Annotated in this window: 9 protein-coding genes; 6 read left to right on the top strand and 3 right to left on the bottom strand. The window is 70.5% G+C overall.

Features of this window, described 5'->3' with window-relative positions; translation table 11 throughout:
* Nucleotides 1-359: 359 nt before the first annotated feature.
* Nucleotides 360-5,387 (top strand): NAD-glutamate dehydrogenase, encoded by a 5,028-nt coding sequence (locus tag AB0I23_RS06680; protein WP_359107444.1) that lies wholly within the window; start codon nt 360-362, stop codon nt 5,385-5,387.
* A gap of 71 nt (nt 5,388-5,458) precedes the next feature.
* On the opposite strand, the gene AB0I23_RS06675 is transcribed toward AB0I23_RS06680, so the two are convergent.
* Both AB0I23_RS06675 and AB0I23_RS06670 read right to left on the bottom strand, forming a co-directional pair.
* Complete coding sequence (locus AB0I23_RS06675) at nt 5,459-6,238, bottom strand: ABC transporter ATP-binding protein (RefSeq protein WP_359107506.1); 780 nt, start codon at nt 6,236-6,238, stop codon at nt 5,459-5,461.
* Nucleotides 6,239-6,242: 4 nt separating this feature from the next.
* Nucleotides 6,243-7,211: an ABC transporter permease gene (locus AB0I23_RS06670; protein ID WP_436846882.1), complete on the bottom strand. Its 969-nt coding sequence runs from the start codon at nt 7,209-7,211 to the stop codon at nt 6,243-6,245.
* Nucleotides 7,212-7,340: 129 nt separating this feature from the next.
* Here AB0I23_RS06670 and AB0I23_RS06665 point away from each other — a divergent pair, with 129 nt between their 5' ends.
* Nucleotides 7,341-7,949, top strand: a complete 609-nt coding sequence (locus tag AB0I23_RS06665; RefSeq protein WP_359107442.1) for a TetR/AcrR family transcriptional regulator — start codon at nt 7,341-7,343, stop codon at nt 7,947-7,949.
* Here AB0I23_RS06665 and AB0I23_RS06660 read toward each other — a convergent pair.
* A complete protein-coding gene (locus AB0I23_RS06660; protein ID WP_359107440.1) occupies nt 7,936-11,394 on the bottom strand; it encodes a bifunctional glycosyltransferase/CDP-glycerol:glycerophosphate glycerophosphotransferase in 3,459 nt (1,152 codons plus the stop codon). The two genes, AB0I23_RS06665 and AB0I23_RS06660, sit on opposite strands and share 14 nt — an antisense overlap.
* Nucleotides 11,395-11,494: 100 nt before the next feature.
* Here AB0I23_RS06660 and AB0I23_RS06655 point away from each other — a divergent pair, with 100 nt between their 5' ends.
* From AB0I23_RS06655 to AB0I23_RS06640, 4 genes are all read left to right on the top strand, one after another.
* Nucleotides 11,495-13,486, top strand: coding sequence for a bifunctional glycosyltransferase/CDP-glycerol:glycerophosphate glycerophosphotransferase (locus AB0I23_RS06655; protein WP_359107438.1), 1,992 nt, complete (start codon nt 11,495-11,497; stop codon nt 13,484-13,486).
* Between the two features lie 95 nt (nt 13,487-13,581).
* A complete protein-coding gene (locus tag AB0I23_RS06650; RefSeq protein WP_359107436.1) occupies nt 13,582-17,124 on the top strand; it encodes a bifunctional glycosyltransferase/CDP-glycerol:glycerophosphate glycerophosphotransferase in 3,543 nt (1,180 codons plus the stop codon).
* A 251-nt stretch (nt 17,125-17,375) separates the two neighbouring features.
* Nucleotides 17,376-18,596, top strand: a complete 1,221-nt coding sequence (locus tag AB0I23_RS06645; RefSeq protein ID WP_436846885.1) for a glycosyltransferase family 39 protein — start codon at nt 17,376-17,378, stop codon at nt 18,594-18,596.
* A gap of 30 nt (nt 18,597-18,626) precedes the next feature.
* Nucleotides 18,627-20,144, top strand: coding sequence for a bifunctional glycosyltransferase/class I SAM-dependent methyltransferase (locus AB0I23_RS06640; RefSeq protein ID WP_359107433.1), 1,518 nt, complete (start codon nt 18,627-18,629; stop codon nt 20,142-20,144).
* Nucleotides 20,145-20,153 lie beyond the last annotated feature (9 nt).

Below are 20,153 nucleotides of genomic sequence, written 5' to 3'. Positions count from 1 at the left end.
CGTCTGCATCAAGCGTGCATCTGTCCGTTGCGCGCTGTCCAGAGTGTCAAAGTTCGGGGCCTTCTTTTGTACACATACGGCTCATGACGGTTCCCGGTACGGGCGAGATAGCCTGGACCCCGTGATCAGCGCGATACGCCTCGGGGGCAGCGAAGCCCCCGGCCTGCGCCCGGAGTGCCACCGTGCCCGGGCTATCACTGATCCCCCCGTCCCGGACCCACGACCAAAAATGGCCGATATGGTCCCGGGCATCTCTCATAGCGGCATAGCGTCGTCTCAGACCGGAACCCCCGTGTCGTGGCGGTACGTCGTTTTTTTCACCTACGTCACGCAACGGCGCGCGACAGGAGCCAGAGGACATGCAGACCAAGCTGGACGAAGCCAAGGCCGAGCTGCTCGCACGGGCGGCCCGGGTAGCTGACAACAGTCCGGGCGGTGGTGTCGGCGGCCCGGGCGGTACCCCCCAGGTGCACGTCACGGGCACCGGGGCCGACGTCACCGGTGCCGGGCAGGACGAGCGTCCGAGCCCGGACGTGCTGCTCTCGTACCTCCAGCGCTACTACCTGCACACCGCTCCGGAGGACCTCGCCGGCCGCGACCCGGTCGATGTCTTCGGCGCTGCTTCCTCCCACTACCGGCTCGCGGAGAACCGCCCGCAGGGCACCGCGAACGTCCGGGTGCACACCCCGACCGTCGAGGAGAACGGCTGGACGTGCAGCCACTCCGTCGTCGAGGTCGTCACCGACGACATGCCGTTCCTGGTCGACTCCGTCACCAATGAGCTGTCCCGGCAGGGGCGCGGCATCCATGTCGTGATCCACCCGCAGGTCATCGTCCGCCGCGATGTCACCGGCAAGCTCATCGAGGTCCTCGCCGAAGGCAACGGCATCGCTGCCGGCCCGCAGGGCCGCAAGGGTGCCAACGGGGCCACGGGGACGCACGCGCTGCCGCACGACGCGCTCGTCGAGTCCTGGATCCACGTCGAGATCGACCGCGAGACCGACCGCTCCGACCTGAAGCAGATCTCCGTCGATCTGCTCCGCGTGCTGTCCGACGTACGGGAGACCGTCGAGGACTGGGAGAAGATGCGCGACGCCGCGCTGCGCATCGCCGACGACCTGCCCGGCGAGCCGCTCGACGAGCTCGGCGACGAAGAGGTGAACGAGGCCCGCGAGCTGCTGCGCTGGCTCGCCGCCGACCACTTCACCTTCCTCGGCTACCGCGAGTACGAGCTGAAGGAGAGCGACGCGCTGGCCGCCGTCCCCGGCACCGGCCTCGGCATCCTGCGTTCCGACCCGCACCACAGCGAGGACGAGGCGCACCCGGTCAGCCCGTCCTTCGACCGGCTGCCCGCCGACGCCCGCGCCAAGGCCCGCGAGCACAAGCTGCTGATCCTCACCAAGGCGAACAGTCGGTCGACCGTGCACCGCCCCAGCTACCTCGACTACGTCGGCGTGAAGAAGTTCGACGCCGACGGCAATGTCATCGGTGAGCGCCGCTTCCTCGGACTGTTCTCGTCCGCCGCCTACACCGAGTCCGTGCGCCGGGTGCCCGTCATCCGCCGCAAGGTCGCCGAGGTCCTGGAGGGCGCGGGCTTCTCGCCCAACAGCCACGACGGACGCGATCTGATGCAGATCCTGGAGACGTACCCGCGCGACGAGCTCTTCCAGACGCGCGTCGACCAGCTGCGCTCCATCGTCACGTCCGTGCTGTACCTCCAGGAGCGGCGCCGGCTGCGCCTCTATCTCCGCCAGGACGAGTACGGGCGCTACTACTCCGCGATCGTCTACCTGCCGCGCGACCGCTACACCACCGGTGTGCGGCTCCGGCTGATCGACATCCTGAAGGAGGAGCTCGCCGGCACCAGTGTCGACTTCACCGCCTGGAACACCGAGTCGATCCTCTCCCGGCTGCACTTCGTCGTCCGTGTCGCGCCCGGCACCGAGCTGCCCGACCTGACCGGCGCCGAGGCCGACCGCATCGAGGCGCGTCTTGTCGAGGCCGCCCGCTCCTGGGCCGACGGCTTCCAGGAGGCGCTGACCGCCGAGTGCGGTGAGGAGCGCGCCGCCGAGCTGCTGCGCCACTACGGTCACTCGTTCCCCGAGGGCTACAAGGCCGACCACACGCCGCGCGCCGCCGTCGCCGACCTGGTCCACCTCGAAGCGCTGAAGAAGGACGAGAAGGACTTCGCGCTCAGCCTGTACGAGCCGGTCGGCGCCGGCCCCGGTGAGCGCCGGTTCAAGATCTACCGGACGGGTGAGCAGGTCTCCCTCTCCGCCGTTCTCCCGGCGCTCCAGCGGCTCGGGGTCGAGGTCGTCGACGAGCGTCCGTACGAGCTGCGCTGCGCGGACCGTACGCACGCCTGGATCTACGACTTCGGGTTGCGGATGCCGCAGGTCAACGGCACCGGCACCTACCTCGCCGACGACGCCCGCGACCGATTCCAGGACGCGTTCGCCGCGGTGTGGACCGGGCGGGCCGAGAACGACGGCTTCAACTCCCTGGTGCTCGGCGCCGGGCTGAACTGGCGGCAGGCGGTGGTGCTCCGCGCCTACGCGAAGTACCTGCGGCAGGCCGGTTCGACCTTCAGCCAGGACTACATGGAGGACACCCTCCATAACAACGTCCACACCACCCGGCTGCTGATCTCCCTCTTCGAGGCCCGGATGTCGCCCGGTCGGCAGAGCGCCGGCACGGAGCTGACCGACGGTCTCCTCGAAGAGCTCGACGGGGCGCTGGACCAGGTCGCCTCGCTCGACGAGGACCGGATCCTGCGGTCCTTCCTCACGGTCATCAAGGCGACCCTGCGCACGAACTTCTTCCAGATGTCGGACGACGGCAAGCCGCACGCGTACGTCTCGATGAAGTTCGACCCGCAGGCCATCCCGGACCTTCCGGCGCCCCGCCCGGCGTTCGAGATCTGGGTGTACTCGCCGCGCGTCGAGGGCGTCCACCTGCGCTTCGGCAAGGTCGCCCGCGGTGGTCTGCGCTGGTCGGACCGGCGGGAGGACTTCCGTACGGAGATCCTCGGCCTGGTCAAGGCGCAGATGGTGAAGAACACCGTCATCGTGCCGGTCGGCGCCAAGGGCGGCTTCGTCGCCAAGCAACTGCCGGACCCGGCCGTCGACCGTGACGCCTGGATGGCCGAGGGCATCGCCTCGTACCGGACGTTCATCTCGGCGCTGCTCGACATCACCGACAACCTGGTGGCCGGCGAGGTCGTGCCGCCCGTCGACGTCGTACGGCACGACGAGGACGACACGTACCTCGTCGTCGCCGCCGACAAGGGAACCGCGAGCTTCTCCGACATCGCCAACGAGGTCGCCGTCGGGTACGGCTTCTGGCTCGGCGACGCGTTCGCCTCCGGTGGCTCCGCCGGTTACGACCACAAGGGCATGGGCATCACCGCCCGCGGCGCCTGGGAGTCCGTGAAGCGGCACTTCCGCGAGCTCGGCCACGACACCCAGACCGAGGACTTCACGGTCGTCGGCGTCGGCGACATGTCCGGTGACGTGTTCGGCAACGGCATGCTGCTCTCCGAGCACATCCGGCTCGTCGCCGCGTTCGACCACCGGCACATCTTCCTCGACCCGACCCCGGACGCCGCCACCTCGTACGCCGAGCGGCGCCGCCTCTTCGACCTGCCGCGCAGCTCCTGGGCCGACTACGACAAGGACCTGCTCTCCGCGGGCGGCGGCATCCACCCCCGTACCGCGAAGTCGATCCCGGTCAACGCGCACGTCCGCGAGGCGCTCGGCATCGAGCCGGGGGTCACCAAGATGACGCCCGCCGACCTGATGCAGACCATCCTCAAGGCCCCCGTCGATCTGGTGTGGAACGGCGGCATCGGTACGTACATCAAGTCGTCGGCCGAGTCGAACGCGGACGTCGGCGACAAGGCCAACGACGCGGTCCGCGTCAACGGCGCGGACCTGCGGGCCAAGGTCGTCGGCGAGGGCGGCAACCTCGGCGCGACCCAGCTCGGCCGGATCGAGTTCGCCCGGGGCGGCGGCCGGATCAACACCGATGCGATCGACAACAGCGCCGGTGTGGACACCTCCGACCACGAGGTGAACATCAAGATCCTGCTCAACGGACTGGTCCGGGACGGCGACATGACCGTCAAGCAGCGCAACAAGCTGCTCGCGGACATGACCGACGAGATCGGCCGCCTGGTGCTGCGCAACAACTACGCGCAGAACACCGCGCTCGCCAACTCCGTCGCCCAGTCCGCCTCCCTGCTCCACGCCCAGCAGCGCTTCATGCGCCGCCTGGGCCGCGACGGGCACCTGGACCGCGCGCTGGAGTTCCTGCCTGCCGACCGGCAGATCCGGGAGCTGCTGAACAGCGGCAAGGGCCTCACCCAGCCCGAGCTCGCCGTTCTGCTGGCCTACACGAAGATCACCACATCCGACGAGCTGATCCGGACCAGCCTGCCGGACGACCCGTACCTGCAGAAGCTGCTGTACGCCTACTTCCCGGACCAGCTGCGCGCACAGTTCCCCGAGGCGGTCGACGGGCACGCGCTGCGTCGCGAGATCATCACCACGGTGCTGGTCAACGACACGGTGAACACCGGTGGTTCGACCTTCCTGCACCGGCTGCGGGAAGAGACCGGCGCATCGATCGAGGAGATCGTGCGGGCGCAGGCCGCAGCCCGCGAGATCTTCGGCCTGGGCCAGGTGTGGGACGCCGTCGAGGCGCTCGACAACAAGGTCGCCGCCGATGTGCAGACGCGGATCCGGCTGCACTCGCGCCGACTCGTCGAGCGCGGCTCGCGCTGGCTGCTCGGCAACCGGCCGCAGCCGCTGGAGATCGCCGGGACGATCGGCTTCTTCAAGGACGGCGTCGACCAGGTCTGGGCCGAGCTGCCCAAGATGCTGAAGGGCGCCGACCAGGAGTGGTACCAGTCGATCCTGGACGAGCTCACCGAGGCAGGCGTCCCGGACGAGCTGGCGCAGCGCGTCGCCGGGTTCTCCTCCGCCTTCCCGGCGCTCGACATCGTGGCGATCGCCGAGCGCGTCGGCAAGGACCCCCTCGCCGTCGGCGAGGTCTACTACGACCTCGCCGACCGGCTGGGCATCACCCAGCTGATGGACCGGATCATCGAGCTGCCGCGGAACGACCGCTGGCAGTCCATGGCCCGCGCCTCCATCCGTGAGGACCTGTACGCCGCGCATGCCGCGCTCACGGCGGATGTGCTGGGTGTGGGCAACGGGACGTCGACGCCGCCGGAGCGGTTCGAGGCGTGGGAGGAGAAGAACGCGGCGATCCTGACGCGTTCGCGCTCCACGCTGGAGGAGATCCGGGGGTCGGACGCGTTCGACCTGGCGAACCTGTCGGTGGCCATGCGGACGATGCGGACGCTGCTGCGTACGCACGGCTGATCCGGCGACGGTTGTACGGAAGGGGGCGCCCCGGGCTTTCGGCCCGGGGCGCCCCCTTGGGTTCGGGTCCGCTACTTCTTGGCGGTGATGAACGTCTCGTACGCGGCGACGACGTCCTTCGCCGGACCGTCCATCCGCAGGACCCCGGCCTCCAGCCAGATCGCCCGGTCGCAGGTCTCGATGATCGACTTGTTGCTGTGGCTGACCAGGAAGACCGTGCCCGCTTCCTTGCGCAGTTCGATGATGCGCTCCTTGCTGCGCCGCTGGAACTTGGCGTCGCCCGTGGAGAGAGCCTCGTCGATCAGCAGCACGTCATGGCTCTTGGCGGCGGCGATGGAGAAGCGCAGCCGGGCGCCCATGCCCGAGGAGTACGTCCGCATCGGGAGGGTGATGAAGTCGCCCTTCTCGTTGATGCCGGAGAAGTTGACGATCTGCTCGTAGCGCTCGCGGATCTCCTCGCGGGTCATGCCCATCGCGAGCCCGCCGAGGATGACGTTCCGTTCGCCGGTCAGATCGCTCATCAGCGCCGCGTTGACCCCGAGCAGGGACGGCTGGCCCTGGGTGTGGACCCGGCCCTTCGACGGCGGCAGCAGACCCGCGATCGCCTTCAGCAGCGTCGACTTCCCGGAGCCGTTGGAGCCGATCAGGCCGATCGCCTCACCCTTGTACGCGGCGAAGCTGACGCCCTTCACGGCGTGCACCTCACGTACTCCGGGGGTCTGCCGCCGCGAGGCGATCCGGCTGAGGGCCGAGGTGGCGCTGCCCCTTCCGGTGCGGGCGCCATTTACCTTGTACGTGATGTGGACGTCGTCGACGACCACGGTCGGGACCTGCTTGTCGGTGTCGGTCATGTTCTCAGCCACGTCCGTACAGCTCCTCGGCCTTCCAGAAGTACACGAAACCGCCCACCCCGCACACGAGCGCCCAGCCCGCGGCGATGGCCCACACATGCGGGGGCAGCTGGGACGCGCTGAAGCTTTCGATCAGGGAGAACCGCATCAGGTCGATGAAGAGGGCGGCGGGATTGCACTCCAGCGCGACCTTCACGACGTGCGGGACCCGGTCCCCCTTGAGCAGCGAGTCCATGCTCCACATGACGCCGGAGGCGTACATCCAGGTGCGCAGGACGAACGGCGTCAGCTGGGCGATGTCCGGGGTCCGGGCGGCCAGCCGCGCCACCACCATCGAGACGCCGGTGTTGAACACGGCCTGCAGGAACAGTGCCGGAATCGCCAGCAGCCAGGACGGCCGCGGGAACTGCCCGAACCCGATCAGGATCAGCACCAGCGCGCCCAGCGAGAACAGCAGCTGCTGGAGCTGCTGCAGGGCCAGGGCGATCGGCAGCGAGGCGCGCGGGAAGTGCAGGGCCCGTACGAGGCCGAGGTTGCCGCTGATCGCGCGGGTGCCCGCGGTGATCGAGCTGCTGGTGAAGGTCCAGATGAAGACGCCCGTGACGAGGAACGGCACGAAGTCCTCGACGTTGCGCTTCGTGTTCATCAGGACGCCGAAGATGAAGTAGTAGACCGTCGCGTTGAGCAGCGGGGTCATGATCTGCCAGATCTGGCCGAGCTTCGCCTGGCTGTACTGGGCGGTGAGCTTGGCGGTGGCGAATGCCGTGATGAAGTGCCGGCGCCCCCACAGCTGTCGGATGTAGGCGCCCAGGGGCGGCCGGGCGCCGCTCACGGTCAGCCCGTGCCGGGCCGCGAGCGCGGCGAGCTCGCCCGGTTCGTACACCGGAAGGAGCGCGTGGGCGGGGACCGCGTCGGTCACCGCCGGGGCGGGTGCGGCCGGCGGGGTCGCTGAGGCTGTTGTCTGGCTCACCACGATCGCTTTCGACGGGAGGGCAGGAACACACGCGATCGCCGGAACGGAACCGTATCGTCGCTACGTCGAGAGTAGGACCGAGGACGTCGCAACGCAACCGTTTCGTCGTTACGGACTATCATTCTGGCCATGACCACCGACCCGGGAACCCGCCGCCGCGTCCCCGCCGGAGCCGCTGTGCTGCGCGAGGACGTCACCGATGCCATCCGCAGCGCCGTCTTCGAGGAGCTGGCGGCGGTCGGCTTCGCCCGGATGTCGATCGAGGGCATCGCCCGGCGCGCGGGCGTCGGCAAGACCGCCGTCTACCGCCGCTGGAAGTCCAAGCTGGCGCTGGTTCTCGACCTGGTTTCCGCCGTCGCGGTCCAGGGCATGCCGGCTCCGGCCACCGGTTCGCTGTACGGGGACGTCCGCGCCGTGCTGCAGCTGGCCGCCTACGCCCTGCGTCACCCCGTCGCCTCGCAGGTCATCCCGGATCTGCTGGTCGAGGCGGCGCGCAATCCGGAGATCTCGGACACGATCAAGGCGGCCTTGCTGGACCCGCAGCAGGGCATCGCCGCCGTCGTCGTCCGGGACGCCGTCGCCCGCGGCGAACTGCCCGAGGGCAGCGACCCGGACCGTGCGCTGGACCTGATCGTCGGACCGCTCTACTGGCGGCTCGCGGTGGTCCGCAGCGAGCTGCCCAAGGGGTACCTGGACGATCTCGCCGCCTCGGCGGTCGCGGCCCTCAAGGAGAACTGACCGCCCGCTCCGCCGTCCGCGGTGCCAGCAACCGGTCCGCGACCCTGGCCGCCGCCCCGCCGTCGTCCAGGTCGCAGAAGTCCTTGCGGAAGCTCTCGTACGCCTCCGCATGCCGCTGCGCCGACGCGGCCAGAGTGCCGGGGTTGCGCAGCGCGCGGGCGATCTCGTCCGTGCCGACGAGCAGCGGGCCGGGTGCGCGGGTCTCGAAGTCGAGGCAGAAGCCGCGCACGGTGTCGCGGTAGTGCTCCAGGTCGTACGTGTGGAAGAGCATCGGGCGGCCGGTGTGCGCGAAGTCGAACATCAGCCCGGCGTAGTCGGTGACCAGTACATCGGCGATCAGCAGCAGCTCGGCGGTGTCCGGGTGCGCGGACACATCGCGGACATGGGGGCCGTCCGGCACGGAGCCGGTCACCCGCGGATGCCTGCGCACCAGCACGGTGTGAGTGTCGCCGAGCGCCTCCGACAGGGCCGAGGGATCGAGCGCCGGATCCCAGCGATAGCGGTGGGCGCCGACGGCCGCGTGGGCCAGGTGGTCCCGGTAGGTCGGTGCGTACAGCACCACCTGGCGCCCGGCCGGGATGCCGAGCCTCCGCCGTACCCGCTCGGCGGTCTTCGCCCGGTCGGCGGCGAAGAGCAGGTCGTTGGCGGGCGACCCGGCCTCCAGGACCTCGCCGTCGTAGGCGAGTGCCCGGCGCAGATGAGGCGTGGCCCAGCTGCTGGGGGAGACCAGGACCGACCACTGGGCGGAGCGGTGCGGCAGGGACGCCAGGTGGTGGTGGTCGGTGTAGAGGGAGTCCGTGAGGTCGGTGCCGAAGCGGCCGAGCGGAGTGCCGTGCCAGGTCTGCACGACCGTCTGCCCGGGGCGCCGCTCGAACCACTCGGGCAGCTGGCCGGCGGTGACGATCCGGCGCGCCCGGGCCAGAGCCTCGTACCAGGCGGTGCTGTGCTCGACGACCGGCACGGCTGCGGGCGGAAGGTGGTCCTCCCGCCCGTCCGTCACCCAGAGGTGCTCGAACTCCACTTCTCGGCGCACGAGTTCGTGGTGGACGGCGCGAGGGGAGTCGCCGCCGGTGTACAGGACGGCGTCGCGCAGCGGCAGGCCGCGCTGGGCCGGGTGGTACGTGCCCCGCAGCGCGGCCTGGCGGTACGCGCCCCGTTCGGCGGGTGCGAGGACCGGCCCCGCGTGCACGGTCAGCCGGTCGCCGTGACGACGGTCGAGCGTGAACTCCCTTACACCGCTGGCGTGTTCGCCCATCCGGCGGAGCGGCAGCCGCGCGGTGAGCGCGGTCAGTACCCGGACGGGCAGCCCGCCCAGATGCGAATCCCAGCGCCCCTCGTGCAGACCCGCTGCGACCGACGGGGCGAGGAGCGCGGTGAAACGGCCTGCCGCGCGCCGGCCTCCGGGCGTCTCGTCGTGCGTCACCGGGAGGGTCACCGTCTCGCGCAGCGCGTCGTGCCGCAGTACGAGCCGGGGTGCGCCCTGAGCCGAACCTGCCGCGCCCTCCAGGCGCAGCGCCCCGTCCGTCGTCCACCCGGCCCGGTCCACGACCGGCTGCCCGGTCAGGTCCAGGACCAGTTCGCCCCCCGCGTCGGCGAGCGCCGGAAGCGGCAGGTCCGGTGCCGCGGGGAGCGGCACGCGGGCGCCGTCCGCCAGGATCAGCCGTGCCCGCCACCGCCCGCCGGGCTCCGCCTCGACCTCGCGCGGTGCCCGGTGCGGCGGGCGGGGTGCGTCCGCCATGCGGGCGAGGTCGGTGAGCGGGATCCGTACCGTGAAGCGTTCTTCGGCCCGGCACTCGAACGGGTAGCGGTACTCGCTCCCCGGCGCCCCGTCGCACGTCAGCACCAGCGATGTCGGCCGCACGCCCCCGTACAGCCGGCCGGTCAGCTCCAGTTCGTCCCCGGTGCGATGGGCCTCGCACCGGGCGGACAGTTGCGCCACGGTCAGCTGAAGCCGTCCGCCCCGGTAGTCGAGCACCGCCCGCCGCCCGTCGCCCAGGTCGTGGACGAGCGGCTGCATCGCACCCGCCTCAAGGGCCCGCACCGCGACGCGCCGCACCACACCGTGCCCGGCGACCATCACGCCGACCAGCCAGCTGCCCGGCCGCAGCCGCCTCGGGTCGAGGACCAGCTCGAAGCCGGACCGGTCATAACTGTGCAACTCCTGACCGGAGTCGATGGTCGCCTCGGGGGCGGGAACGCTCCGCACCGGCACGGTCCGCAGCCGGGTGCCGCGGGCCGCGCGCACCATCCCCATCTTCAGCGAGTGGCGCGGCGCCGAGGCCGACAGATTGCGGATGTACGCGTATCCGCGCAGCCGGAGCTTCCCGTCGCCGCCCCACTCCGCCCTGAGCAGCCGCGCCACCGCCGGGAGATCGGTTCTGGCCGGGCGTGCGCTCTCCGGCACGCCCGGGAAGGACGCCCGCCGCCGCCCCGGCACCCCGGTGACCGCGAACGTTCCCGCGCCATTGGCCTGTTCGAAGGCGAGGACCGACAGCAGCTCGGCCATTCTGCGCTCCCGCACCAGCTGCCACTTGATCCGAAGCTCCACGGGCAGCTCGTCGAGGACCGCCGGCCCCGCACGGTCGAGGAACGCGCCCGCTCCCGCCATGAACGCGTCCCGGTACTCGGGCCCGCCCATCGGCAGCCCCTCCAGGAAATACACGAAGTCGTCGCGCAGGCAGGACGCGTCGTAGCGCCGGCGCGCGCCCCTGTTCGCTTCCCGCCCGCCGAGAAACGCGCTGACCTGCTCGCAGGCCGCGATCCGGTCCCGTACGCCCTTCACATCCGTACGCCGCCGGGTGATCGACCCCTCCCGCACCCGCCAGTAGTAGACGTGCTCGTGCAGCACATCGACGGAGCCGGCAAGGAAGTGCGCGGGGATCATCACCGGGGTGTCCTCGTAGAGCTTCCCCTCCGGAAAGGCGAAGGCGTGCCGGTCCCAGAACGAACGCCGGAACACCTTGTTCCAGGCGACCCGGTCGGCGAGCAGCCGGGGGTCCCGGCTGATGTGGGTGCGGGCACGGGTCGCGGTCAGCCAGCGGTACTGCCAGGCCTGCTGCCGGCCCTGCTCGGTCAGCCGCCAGACATTGCCGGCCGCCAGGTCCGATCCGGTCGACTCCAGTGATGCCAGCATCCGCTCGTACGCGTCGTGGACGACGATGTCGTCGCTGTCGGCGAACGCCAGATACGGGACGCCGGGGGTGGTGTGCCGTACCCCCGCGTTACGGGCCGCGCTCAGCCCCGCATTGGGCTGGCGGACATAGCGGAAGCGCTGGTCGTGGGCGGCGAAGGCCTCGGCGATCGCCGTGCTGCCGTCCGTCGAACCGTCGTCGACGAGCACCACCTCGATGGCGTCGACGGACTGCTCGGCCACCGATCGCAGGCATGGCTCCAGATACTCCTCGACGTTGTGGACGGGGACGACGACACTGAGACGAGGCTTCATGCCCGGGTCAACCCGGGCGGGCGCTCCGGGTCACCGGCACTGACCCGAACGGGTGAACGCGCGATTCGGCAAGCGGTGCGCACGGTTACGCTCGGCTGCCATGCTCCGTCTCAGCGTTGTCGTGCCTGTCCATCGCGTTCAGGGATATCTCAGGGCGACCCTGGAGTCCGTGCTCGACCGGTCGGGCGCCGGGACCGAGCTGATCGTCGTCGACGACGGCTCGACGGACGGCAGCGCCGCGATCGCCGCCGGGTTCGCCGAACGCGACCGACGGGTGAGGGTGGTGGACCTACCCCGGCGTCGCGGCGCGGGACCGGCCCGCAACGCAGGGGCCGCCGAGGCACGCGGTACGTATCTGCTCTTCCTCGACGGGGACGACCTGCTGCGACCGGGCGCACCGGAAGCGATCGCCGACCGGCTCGCCCGGAGCGAGCCCGACGTGCTGCTCCTCGGGCACGACCGCGTCGACTGGTGGGGCGAGACCGCCCCCGCCGACGATGTCCCGTCGGTCCGCAACCGGCTCTTCCGCCGGGAGTTCTGGACCGCGCACGGCCTCCACTTCACCGAAGGCCCCTACGAGGACGTCCTCCCCGTCCACCGGGCCGAACTCCTCGCCGCCGACGCGGGCACCCTCGCCGAGCTCGACCGGGTCTGTGTCCGCCACCGCATCCGCCGCACCGGTACCTTCGCCACCACCCCCGGCCGTCACCACTTCGCGGTCATCGACGCGTACGAGCGGCTGCGCACCGAGACGGGCCACGACCCGCGCGTCGAGGAGGCGCGCACCCGCCATCTGCGCGCCGTGCTCGCCGATCCCGGCCGGATCGCTCCGCCCGACCGCCCCGCCTTCCACCGTGCCGCCGGCCTCCCCGGCAGCTACACCGCCCACCGCGCCCGGCAGGCCGCCCGCGACCGGCGCACCCGGACCGCCGCCGCCCTGCGCCGCCGGAAGAAGACGCTGCGCGCCCGCGTCATGCGTGCCGCCTACCGCACCGACCTGCACCGTCCGCTCGACCCCCACCTCGCGGTGTACGGCGCCTACTGGAACCGGGGCGTCGCCTGCAACCCGGCCGCGATCCACGCCAAGGCGCGCGAACTCGCCCCGCACATCCGGGGCGTCTGGGTCGTCTCGTCCCGCCACCGCGACCGGATGGAGTCCGGCGTCCCGTACGTCATCGAGGGCTCACGGGCCTACTGGCGGGCCATGGCCACCGCCACGTATCTGATCAACAACTCCAGCTTCCCCGGAGGTTTCACCAAACGCCCCGGCCAGGTCTACCTCCAGACCCACCACGGCACCCCGCTCAAGACCATGGGGCTCGACCAGCGCGCCTATCCGGCCCTCACCAACGGAATCAGCTTCGAGAAGATCGTCGCCCACGCCGACCAGTGGGACTTCTCCCTGTCCGCCAACCCGCACGCCACCGAGATCTGGGACCGGGTCTACCCGTCCTCGTACGAGCATCTGAACCTCGGCTACCCGCGCAACGACATCTTCTTCACCGCCACAGCCGCGCAGCGGGCCGCACTCCGGGACCGGCTCTCCCTCGCCCCCGGACAGACCGTCCTGCTGTACGCACCGACCCACCGCGACTACCGCAAGGGCTTCGTCCCCCACCTCGACCTGGAGCGCCTCGCCCGCGAACTCGGTCCGGACTACGTGGTGCTGGTGCGAGCCCACTACTTCTACGGCCGCTCCGCGCAGCTGGACGGCGCCCGCGTGATCGACGTGACCGGACACCCGTCCGTCGAGGAACTCTGCCTGACCTCGGACGCGTTGATCACCGACTACTCCTCACTGATGTTCGACTACGCCTGCCTGGACCGCCCGATCATCAGCTACGCCCCGGACTGGGCCGCCTACCGGGCCTCGCGCGGCACGTACTTCGACCTGCTGTCCGGCCGCCCCGGCGACACCCCGGGCGCCGTCGCCACCACCGAGGACGAACTGATCGAGGTGTTCAGGTCGGGGGAGTGGCGGTCGGCGGAGACCACCGCGCTCCGGGCCACGTTCCGGGAGCGGTTCTGTCCGTACGACGACGGGCGCGCCGCCGAGCGCGTGGTGCGACGACTGTTCCTGGACGGCGCCTAATGTCACACGTTCGAGGCCGTAACCGGTGACCCCCGGGCGTTCACGGGGTTGAGCCGTACGGACAACCAGGCCCCCGATGAACGGACGTGCTCAACATGCCGCCACGGCTCAGTGTCGTCGTCCCCGTCCACAACGTCGAGCTCTATCTGACGGACTGCCTGAAGTCCCTCGCGGAGCAGACCATGGCCGATCTGGAGGTGGTGATGGTCGACGACGGGTCCACCGACGACAGTGCCGCCCTGGCCACCGCGTTCGCCGCACAGGACAGCCGCTTCCGGCTGGTGAGCCAGAAGAACGGCGGACTCGGGCACGCCCGCAACACCGGTGTCCGCAACTGCGACCCGGGCAGCAGCTACCTCGCCTTCGTCGACAGCGACGACATCCTCCCGTCCCGGGCGTACGAACTCCTCGTCGGCGCACTCGACGAGACGGGCTCCGACCTCGCGTCCGGCAATGTGCTCCGGCTGCGCGCCTCCGGCAAGCTCCAGCAGTCGCCCAACTTCCGCAAGCCCATGGCGAGTACCCGGCTGCGCACCCACATCTCCCGGGACTGGGACCTGGCCGCCGACCGGATCGCCTGCAACAAGGTCTTCCGCCGGTCCTTCTGGGACGAGCACGCCTTCGCCTTCCCGGTAGGCGCCCTCTACGAGGACATCCCCGTCGTCCTCCCCGCCCACTTCCTGGCCCGCACCGTCGACGTCGTCAAGGACCCCGTCTACCACTGGCGCGACCGGGCGGGCTCGATCACCACCCGCCGCGCCGTCGTCCGCGGCATCCAGGACCGGGCCTCGCACGTACTGGGCGTCTCCACCTTCCTCGACGAGCACCGCAGCGCCGCCGACAAGCGCCGCTACGAGGCCCACGTCCTCGCCAACGACCTCTGGTACTTCATGGAGGCGCTGCCCGACGGCGACGACGAGTACCGCCGCGCCTTCCTCACGTACGCCAACGAGTTCACCGACCAGGTCGACCCCACCGTCCTCGACGGGCTGCCGCTGCGCCTGCGCCTGATGTGGCACCTCGTACGCGAACGGCGCACCGACGAACTGCTGGCGCTGCTCGCCCACGACAAGGCCGAACCGGGCGCGTTCGCCGTACGGGGCGTGCGGCGCCGCAGCGCCTCGTACCCGGGACTGACGCGGCCCGTGCCACGGTCGGTGCTGCGGGTCGGCGACCGTGACCTGCCGCTCACCGCCCGGCTGCGCGAGGCGCACTGGCAGGGCGGGAAGCTGCACCTCAAGGGGTACGCGTACATCCGCAACCTGCCCGCCGCCTCGCGGCACAGCGAGTTCCGGGCCGGCTGGCTACGGGCCGGCCGAAGGCATCTGGTGCCGCTGCGGCTGCGCACCGTCGACGAGCCGGAGGCCACCGCACGCTCCCGGCAGAGCCTGCACGACTACGGCCGGTCCGGCTTCGAGACGGTCGTCGACCCGGCCAGGCTCCGGATCGATCCCGGCGGCTCTGCCGAACGGCTCACCTGGCGTCTCGAAATCGGCATCGCCGGGCACGGGATGCTGCGCCGCTCCGACGTCTCCACCGACGAGGCGGTGGCGCCGCCGCCCGTGCACCGGCCGGACGGCGACCACCGGATCGTGCCCGCCTTCGAGAGCGGCAGGCTGGTGCTGCACGCCGAGCGGATCGACGCCCGGTTCGAGACGCACCGTGAGGGCGACGCGGGCGACGGGACACGCACCGTGGTGATCGACGGCATGATCCGCGACCGCCTCGGCAAGGGCCCGCTGCGGATCGGCCTCACCCACCGGCCCTCCGGCACCTCCGTCGACTGTCCGGCGACGGTCCACGAGGGCGCCGTGCCGTCGGCGGCGGGCTGGCGGCGCTTCACCGCCGAGATCCCGCTCCGCGCGGTCACCGACGCCCGGCCGCCGACGGGCGCGGGCGCGGTCCCGTACAGCCTCCACCTCGTCGGACCGGACGGCCGTCGGACACCGATCGATGTGCCGGGCCCCGTCCTGCCGGGCCGCTACCCGGTCGCGAGTGGATCCGACGGCGGCAGGCGGGAGCTCGCACTCACCGCCGGCTCCCGCGGCAATCTGCTGATCAGCGACCGGACCGTGCAGCCCGCCTGCGAGCTGGCGAGCTGGACGGAGGACGGCCTGCTGCTCCTGGAGGGCACCTTCCCCGGCGCCAGGGACAGCCTCGTCGAGCTGGTCGCCCGGCACAGCGGACACCGCGAGGAGGCCGTGTTCCCGGTGGCCCTCTCCGGGCCCGCCGAGGCCCGCCGGTTCCTGGCCGAGCTGCGGCCCGACGCCGTCGAGACACCCGGCGGGGCACTGCCCCTGGGCGAGGGACACTGGTACCTCTTCCTGCGCGAGAAGGGCGCCACCGACGACGCGCTCGACCTGCCGCTGCGCGTCCCGGCCGCCGCTCACCGCACCCTCCCCGCCCGACGAACCCTTGCGGGGCGGACGTACGTCATCGAGCGGCGCTACCACGACCAGCTGCTCATCGACTGCGCGTCGATGCTCACCGTCGCCGAACGCGGCGCCCGCGGCAAGCGGCTGCTGCGTGAGGCGTACGGCAGGCAGCGCACCGCTGCGCCGCTGCGCGACGCCGTCCTCTACAGCAGCTTCGACGGCCGCCAGTACTCCGACTCGCCGCGGGCGGTCCATGAGGAACTGGCCACCCGCACCACCGAGTTCGAGCACCTGTGGGCCGTCCGTGATCAGCAGGCCCGCATCCCGGCAGGCGCGACCGCCGTCGTCCACGGCTCCGCCGCCTGGCACGAGGCGCTGGCCCGCAGCCGCCACATCGTCACCAACACCCAGCTGCCCGAATGGTTCGAACGGCGCGACGGCCAGACCGTCGTCCAGACCTGGCACGGCACGCCCCTCAAGCGCATCGGCCTCGACCTCGCGGGCACCGCCCAGGCCAACGCCGGCTACATCGCCACCATCGAACAGCGCGCAAGCCAGTGGAGCGTCCTCGTCTCCCCGAACAGCTTCTCCACCCCCGTCCTGCGGCGCTCCTTCGGCTACCGGGGGGAGATGCTGGAGTGCGGCTACCCCCGCAACGACCTCTTCCACGCGCCGGACCGCACCAAGGTGGCCGCCTCGGTGCGGGAGCGGCTGGGGATCCCCTCCGGCAAGCGGGTCGTGCTGTACGCGCCGACCTGGCGCGAGGACCGGCCGCAGGGCGGCGGCAGGTACGCCCTCGACCTTCAGCTCGATCTGGCGGCCGCCGAACGAGAACTCGCCGCCGACAGTGTGCTGTTGGTGCGCCGCCACTATCTCGTCACCGACCGGCTCCCGGACACCGGCAGCGGCTTCGTGCGGGACGTCTCGCGCTACGGGGACGTCGGCGAGCTGATGCTGATCAGTGACGTGCTGGTCACCGACTACTCCTCGCTGATGTTCGACTTCGCCCAGACCGGCCGCCCGATGCTGTTCCACACGTACGACCTCACCCACTACCGCGACACCCTGCGCGGCTTCTGTTTCGACTTCGAGAACCGCGCTCCCGGTCCTCTGATCCCCGACTCCGACGGCCTCGTCGAGGCGCTGCGCGATCCGGTCCGGGCCACCGAGGGACACGCGCAGGCGTACGAGGCATTTCGGCGGGACTTCTGCGATCTCGACGACGGGCATGCGGCGCAGCGGGTGGTCGACCGGATGCTGTAGGCGGCGCAGCGGTGTTCACCGGTACCGGCTCCCGTACGCCGTGGGGGCCGGTACCGGGCTCGGGGGAGAAAGCGGCGGTGAACGCGAACGGGTTCGTCGGAATGCAGGCTGCATGAACCGTTCGAGTGATTCGCGCCATCCGGTGCGGGTGCAGTTCGGCAGGGAATCTATTACCAGCCCGCTTAAGTATGTTGATCGGTGCGCTGCATAGCGGTCTCTGGTTGCTACGTTCTGTTTTCATGGGTATCCGAATGTGGTGCGACACCTGGAACGTACGACGCGCAAGAGCCGCCGTGCTCGTCGCCGCAGCCGTCGGGCTGCTCGTCAGAATGCTGATCGCGGCAAACACGCCGGGCCCCGCCGACGTGCGCATCTTCCAAGGTTTCGCAAAGGCCATCACCGTTTACGGCCCCATTCGCATTTATGAGCAGCCGCTGCCCGGCCTGCCCGTCTACAACCATCCGCCGCTGGCCGGATGGATGCTTCTCGGGCTGAATGAACTCGCCGAACTCGGAATGTCGTTCGGGACGTTGATCCGATCACCTGCCTCGATCGCCGACTTCTTCTGCGCGCTCGTCGTGTTCGAAATCGTCCGGCGGCGCCGCTCTCTCCGTTCCGCGGTGGCCTGCGGAACGGGCGTGGCCCTCAGCCCCGTACTGATCGCCACCTCCGGGTACCACGGCAACACGGACGCGGTCGCCATCACCTTCGCCCTCGCCGCCGCGTACCTGCTGGCCGACCGGAAGAGACCGCTGGCCGCCGGGGTGGCCGCCGCGCTCTCCATCAGCGTGAAGTTCATCCCTGTCGTGGTGATCCCGGCGCTGTTCGTCGTCGCGCTGCGCGGCGGCCGGCCGGTGTTCGTCCGCTTCACCGCGGGGTTCACCGCTCTGATCGCCCTCGTCTGGGGGCCGGTCCTGGTGACCGTGCCGGAGAACCTCAAGGCGAACGTCCTGGAGTACGCGGGCGGCAACTACCGCCTCTGGGGGCTCGTCCGGTTCGCCGATGTGCTCGGACTGCCGGAGCCGTTCATCGCCTTCATCCGCGGCGAGGGCCACTTCCTCTTCGTGCTGATCTGCGTGGTCGTCGGCGTCTGGCTGGCCTGGGTGCGGCCCGCGCAGTTGCCCGGGGTCGTCGCCGTGACGATGGGCCTGCTGCTCCTCCTCTCCACCGCCTCCGCCCTCCAGTACCTGACCTGGGCGGCAGCCGCGATGTTCGTCATCGGGTTCTGGGAGGGACTCGCGTACAGCTGCCTGCTCGGCTGGACGGCCGTCCTGGGCTACCAGGGACGGTCCGCCGTGCGCTGGAGCGAAACGGTGCTGCAGCTCGGCGCCGTCGGATGGTTCGTCCTCGCGGTCGGGCTGGTCACCGGCGTCCGCAAGATCCTCGCCGCCCCGCCCTCGGCTACCTCCGCCGAACAGGCGTCGGCCACGGCGCCCCGTGCCTCACAGCCGTCCGGTTCCGCCGTCAACTGACCACACCCGAGCACAACTGGAGAACCTCCCGTGAAGGAAAGCCCCAGCCCCAGGATCGGCATTCTGGTGGTCGCGTACAACGCCGAGACGACGCTGGAGAACACCCTCGACCGGATTCCGGAGGATTTCCGGTCCCGGATCTCGGAGGTCCTCATTCTCGACGACGCGAGCCATGACGCGACCTTCACCGCAGGATGCCGCTGGTCCCAGACGGAGGGGATGCCCCGGACCATCGTGATGCGGCACACCAAGAACCTCGGATACGGCGGGAACCAGAAGGCCGGATACGCGCTGGCCGCCGAACACGGACTCGACATCATCGTGCTGCTGCACGCCGACGGACAGTATGCCCCCGAATTGCTTCCCGACATGGTCGAACCCATTGAACGCGGTGAATGCGAGGCTGTGTTCGGATCGCGGATGATGAAGTCCGGCAGCGCTCTCAAGGGCGGCATGCCGGTGTACAAATGGCTCGGCAACCGCATTCTCACCCGGCTGGAGAACGGGCTCCTCGGCTCGCAGCTCACCGAATTCCACTCCGGCTACCGCGCCTACAGCGTCGCGGCGCTCAAGAAACTGCCGATCGGCCGGAACACCGACGCGTTCGACTTCGACACGCAGATCATCGTCCAGCTGCTCAACGAAGGAATGCGGATCAAGGAGATCCCCGTACCGACGTACTACGGCGACGAGATCTGCTACGTCAACGGTATGAAGTACGCGAAGGATGTCGTCAAGGACGTCCTCGAATACCGCCTCGCCGTCAAGGGGTTCGGCACCTGCGCCTGGATCCCCAAGCCCGTCGAGTACGCCTTCAAGGAGGGCGACGGCTCCTCGCACGCCGTCATCCTGGAGAAGATGCGGGCGCTCCCGCCCGGCCGCGTCCTCGATCTCGGCTGCTCCGGCGGACTGTTCGCCCAGCGCCTCGAAGCGCTCGGCCACGAAGTGACCGGCGTCGACTACATCGAGGTGCCGGGTGTCCGCGAGAAGTGCGCACACTTCCATCTCGCCAACCTGGAGGAGGGGCTGCCCACCGAGATCGGCGTCGACTTCGACTATGTGGTCGCCGGCGATGTCATCGAGCACCTCTCCCGCCCCGAACGCGTCCTCGCCGAGGTGGCGACGGTGCTGCGCCCAGGCGGCCAGGTGCTGCTCTCCGTACCGAACTTCAGCCACTGGTACTCACGGCTGCGGGTCGCGCTCGGGATCTTCGACTACGACCGGCGCGGCATCCTCGACGAAACACATCTGCGTTTCTTCACCCGGGCCAGCCTGCGCCGCACCGTCCGGAACGCGGGCTACGACGTCCTCGACATCGCCTCCACCGGGGCGCCGTTCTGGTCCCTGCTCGGCGGCCGCGGCCCCCTCCCCGCGATCCTCAGTGGGCTCTCGAAGCTGCTCACCCGGATCCGGCCGACGTTGTTCGGCTATCAGCACGTCGCACTGCTCACCCCGCATGCGGCCGAGACGATCATCGCTGGAGAGCACGTCGATGTTCAGGACATCCTCAACCGACAGTACGTCCCTGCCGACCGGGTCGGGGTCTGAGACCGCGGC

Source organism: Streptomyces atratus (genome assembly GCF_040655115.1).
GTDB lineage: Bacteria > Actinomycetota > Actinomycetes > Streptomycetales > Streptomycetaceae > Streptomyces > Streptomyces atratus_D.
Note: the sequence above shows the minus strand (reverse complement) of the source record. Positions and strands in the feature narration are given on the sequence as shown.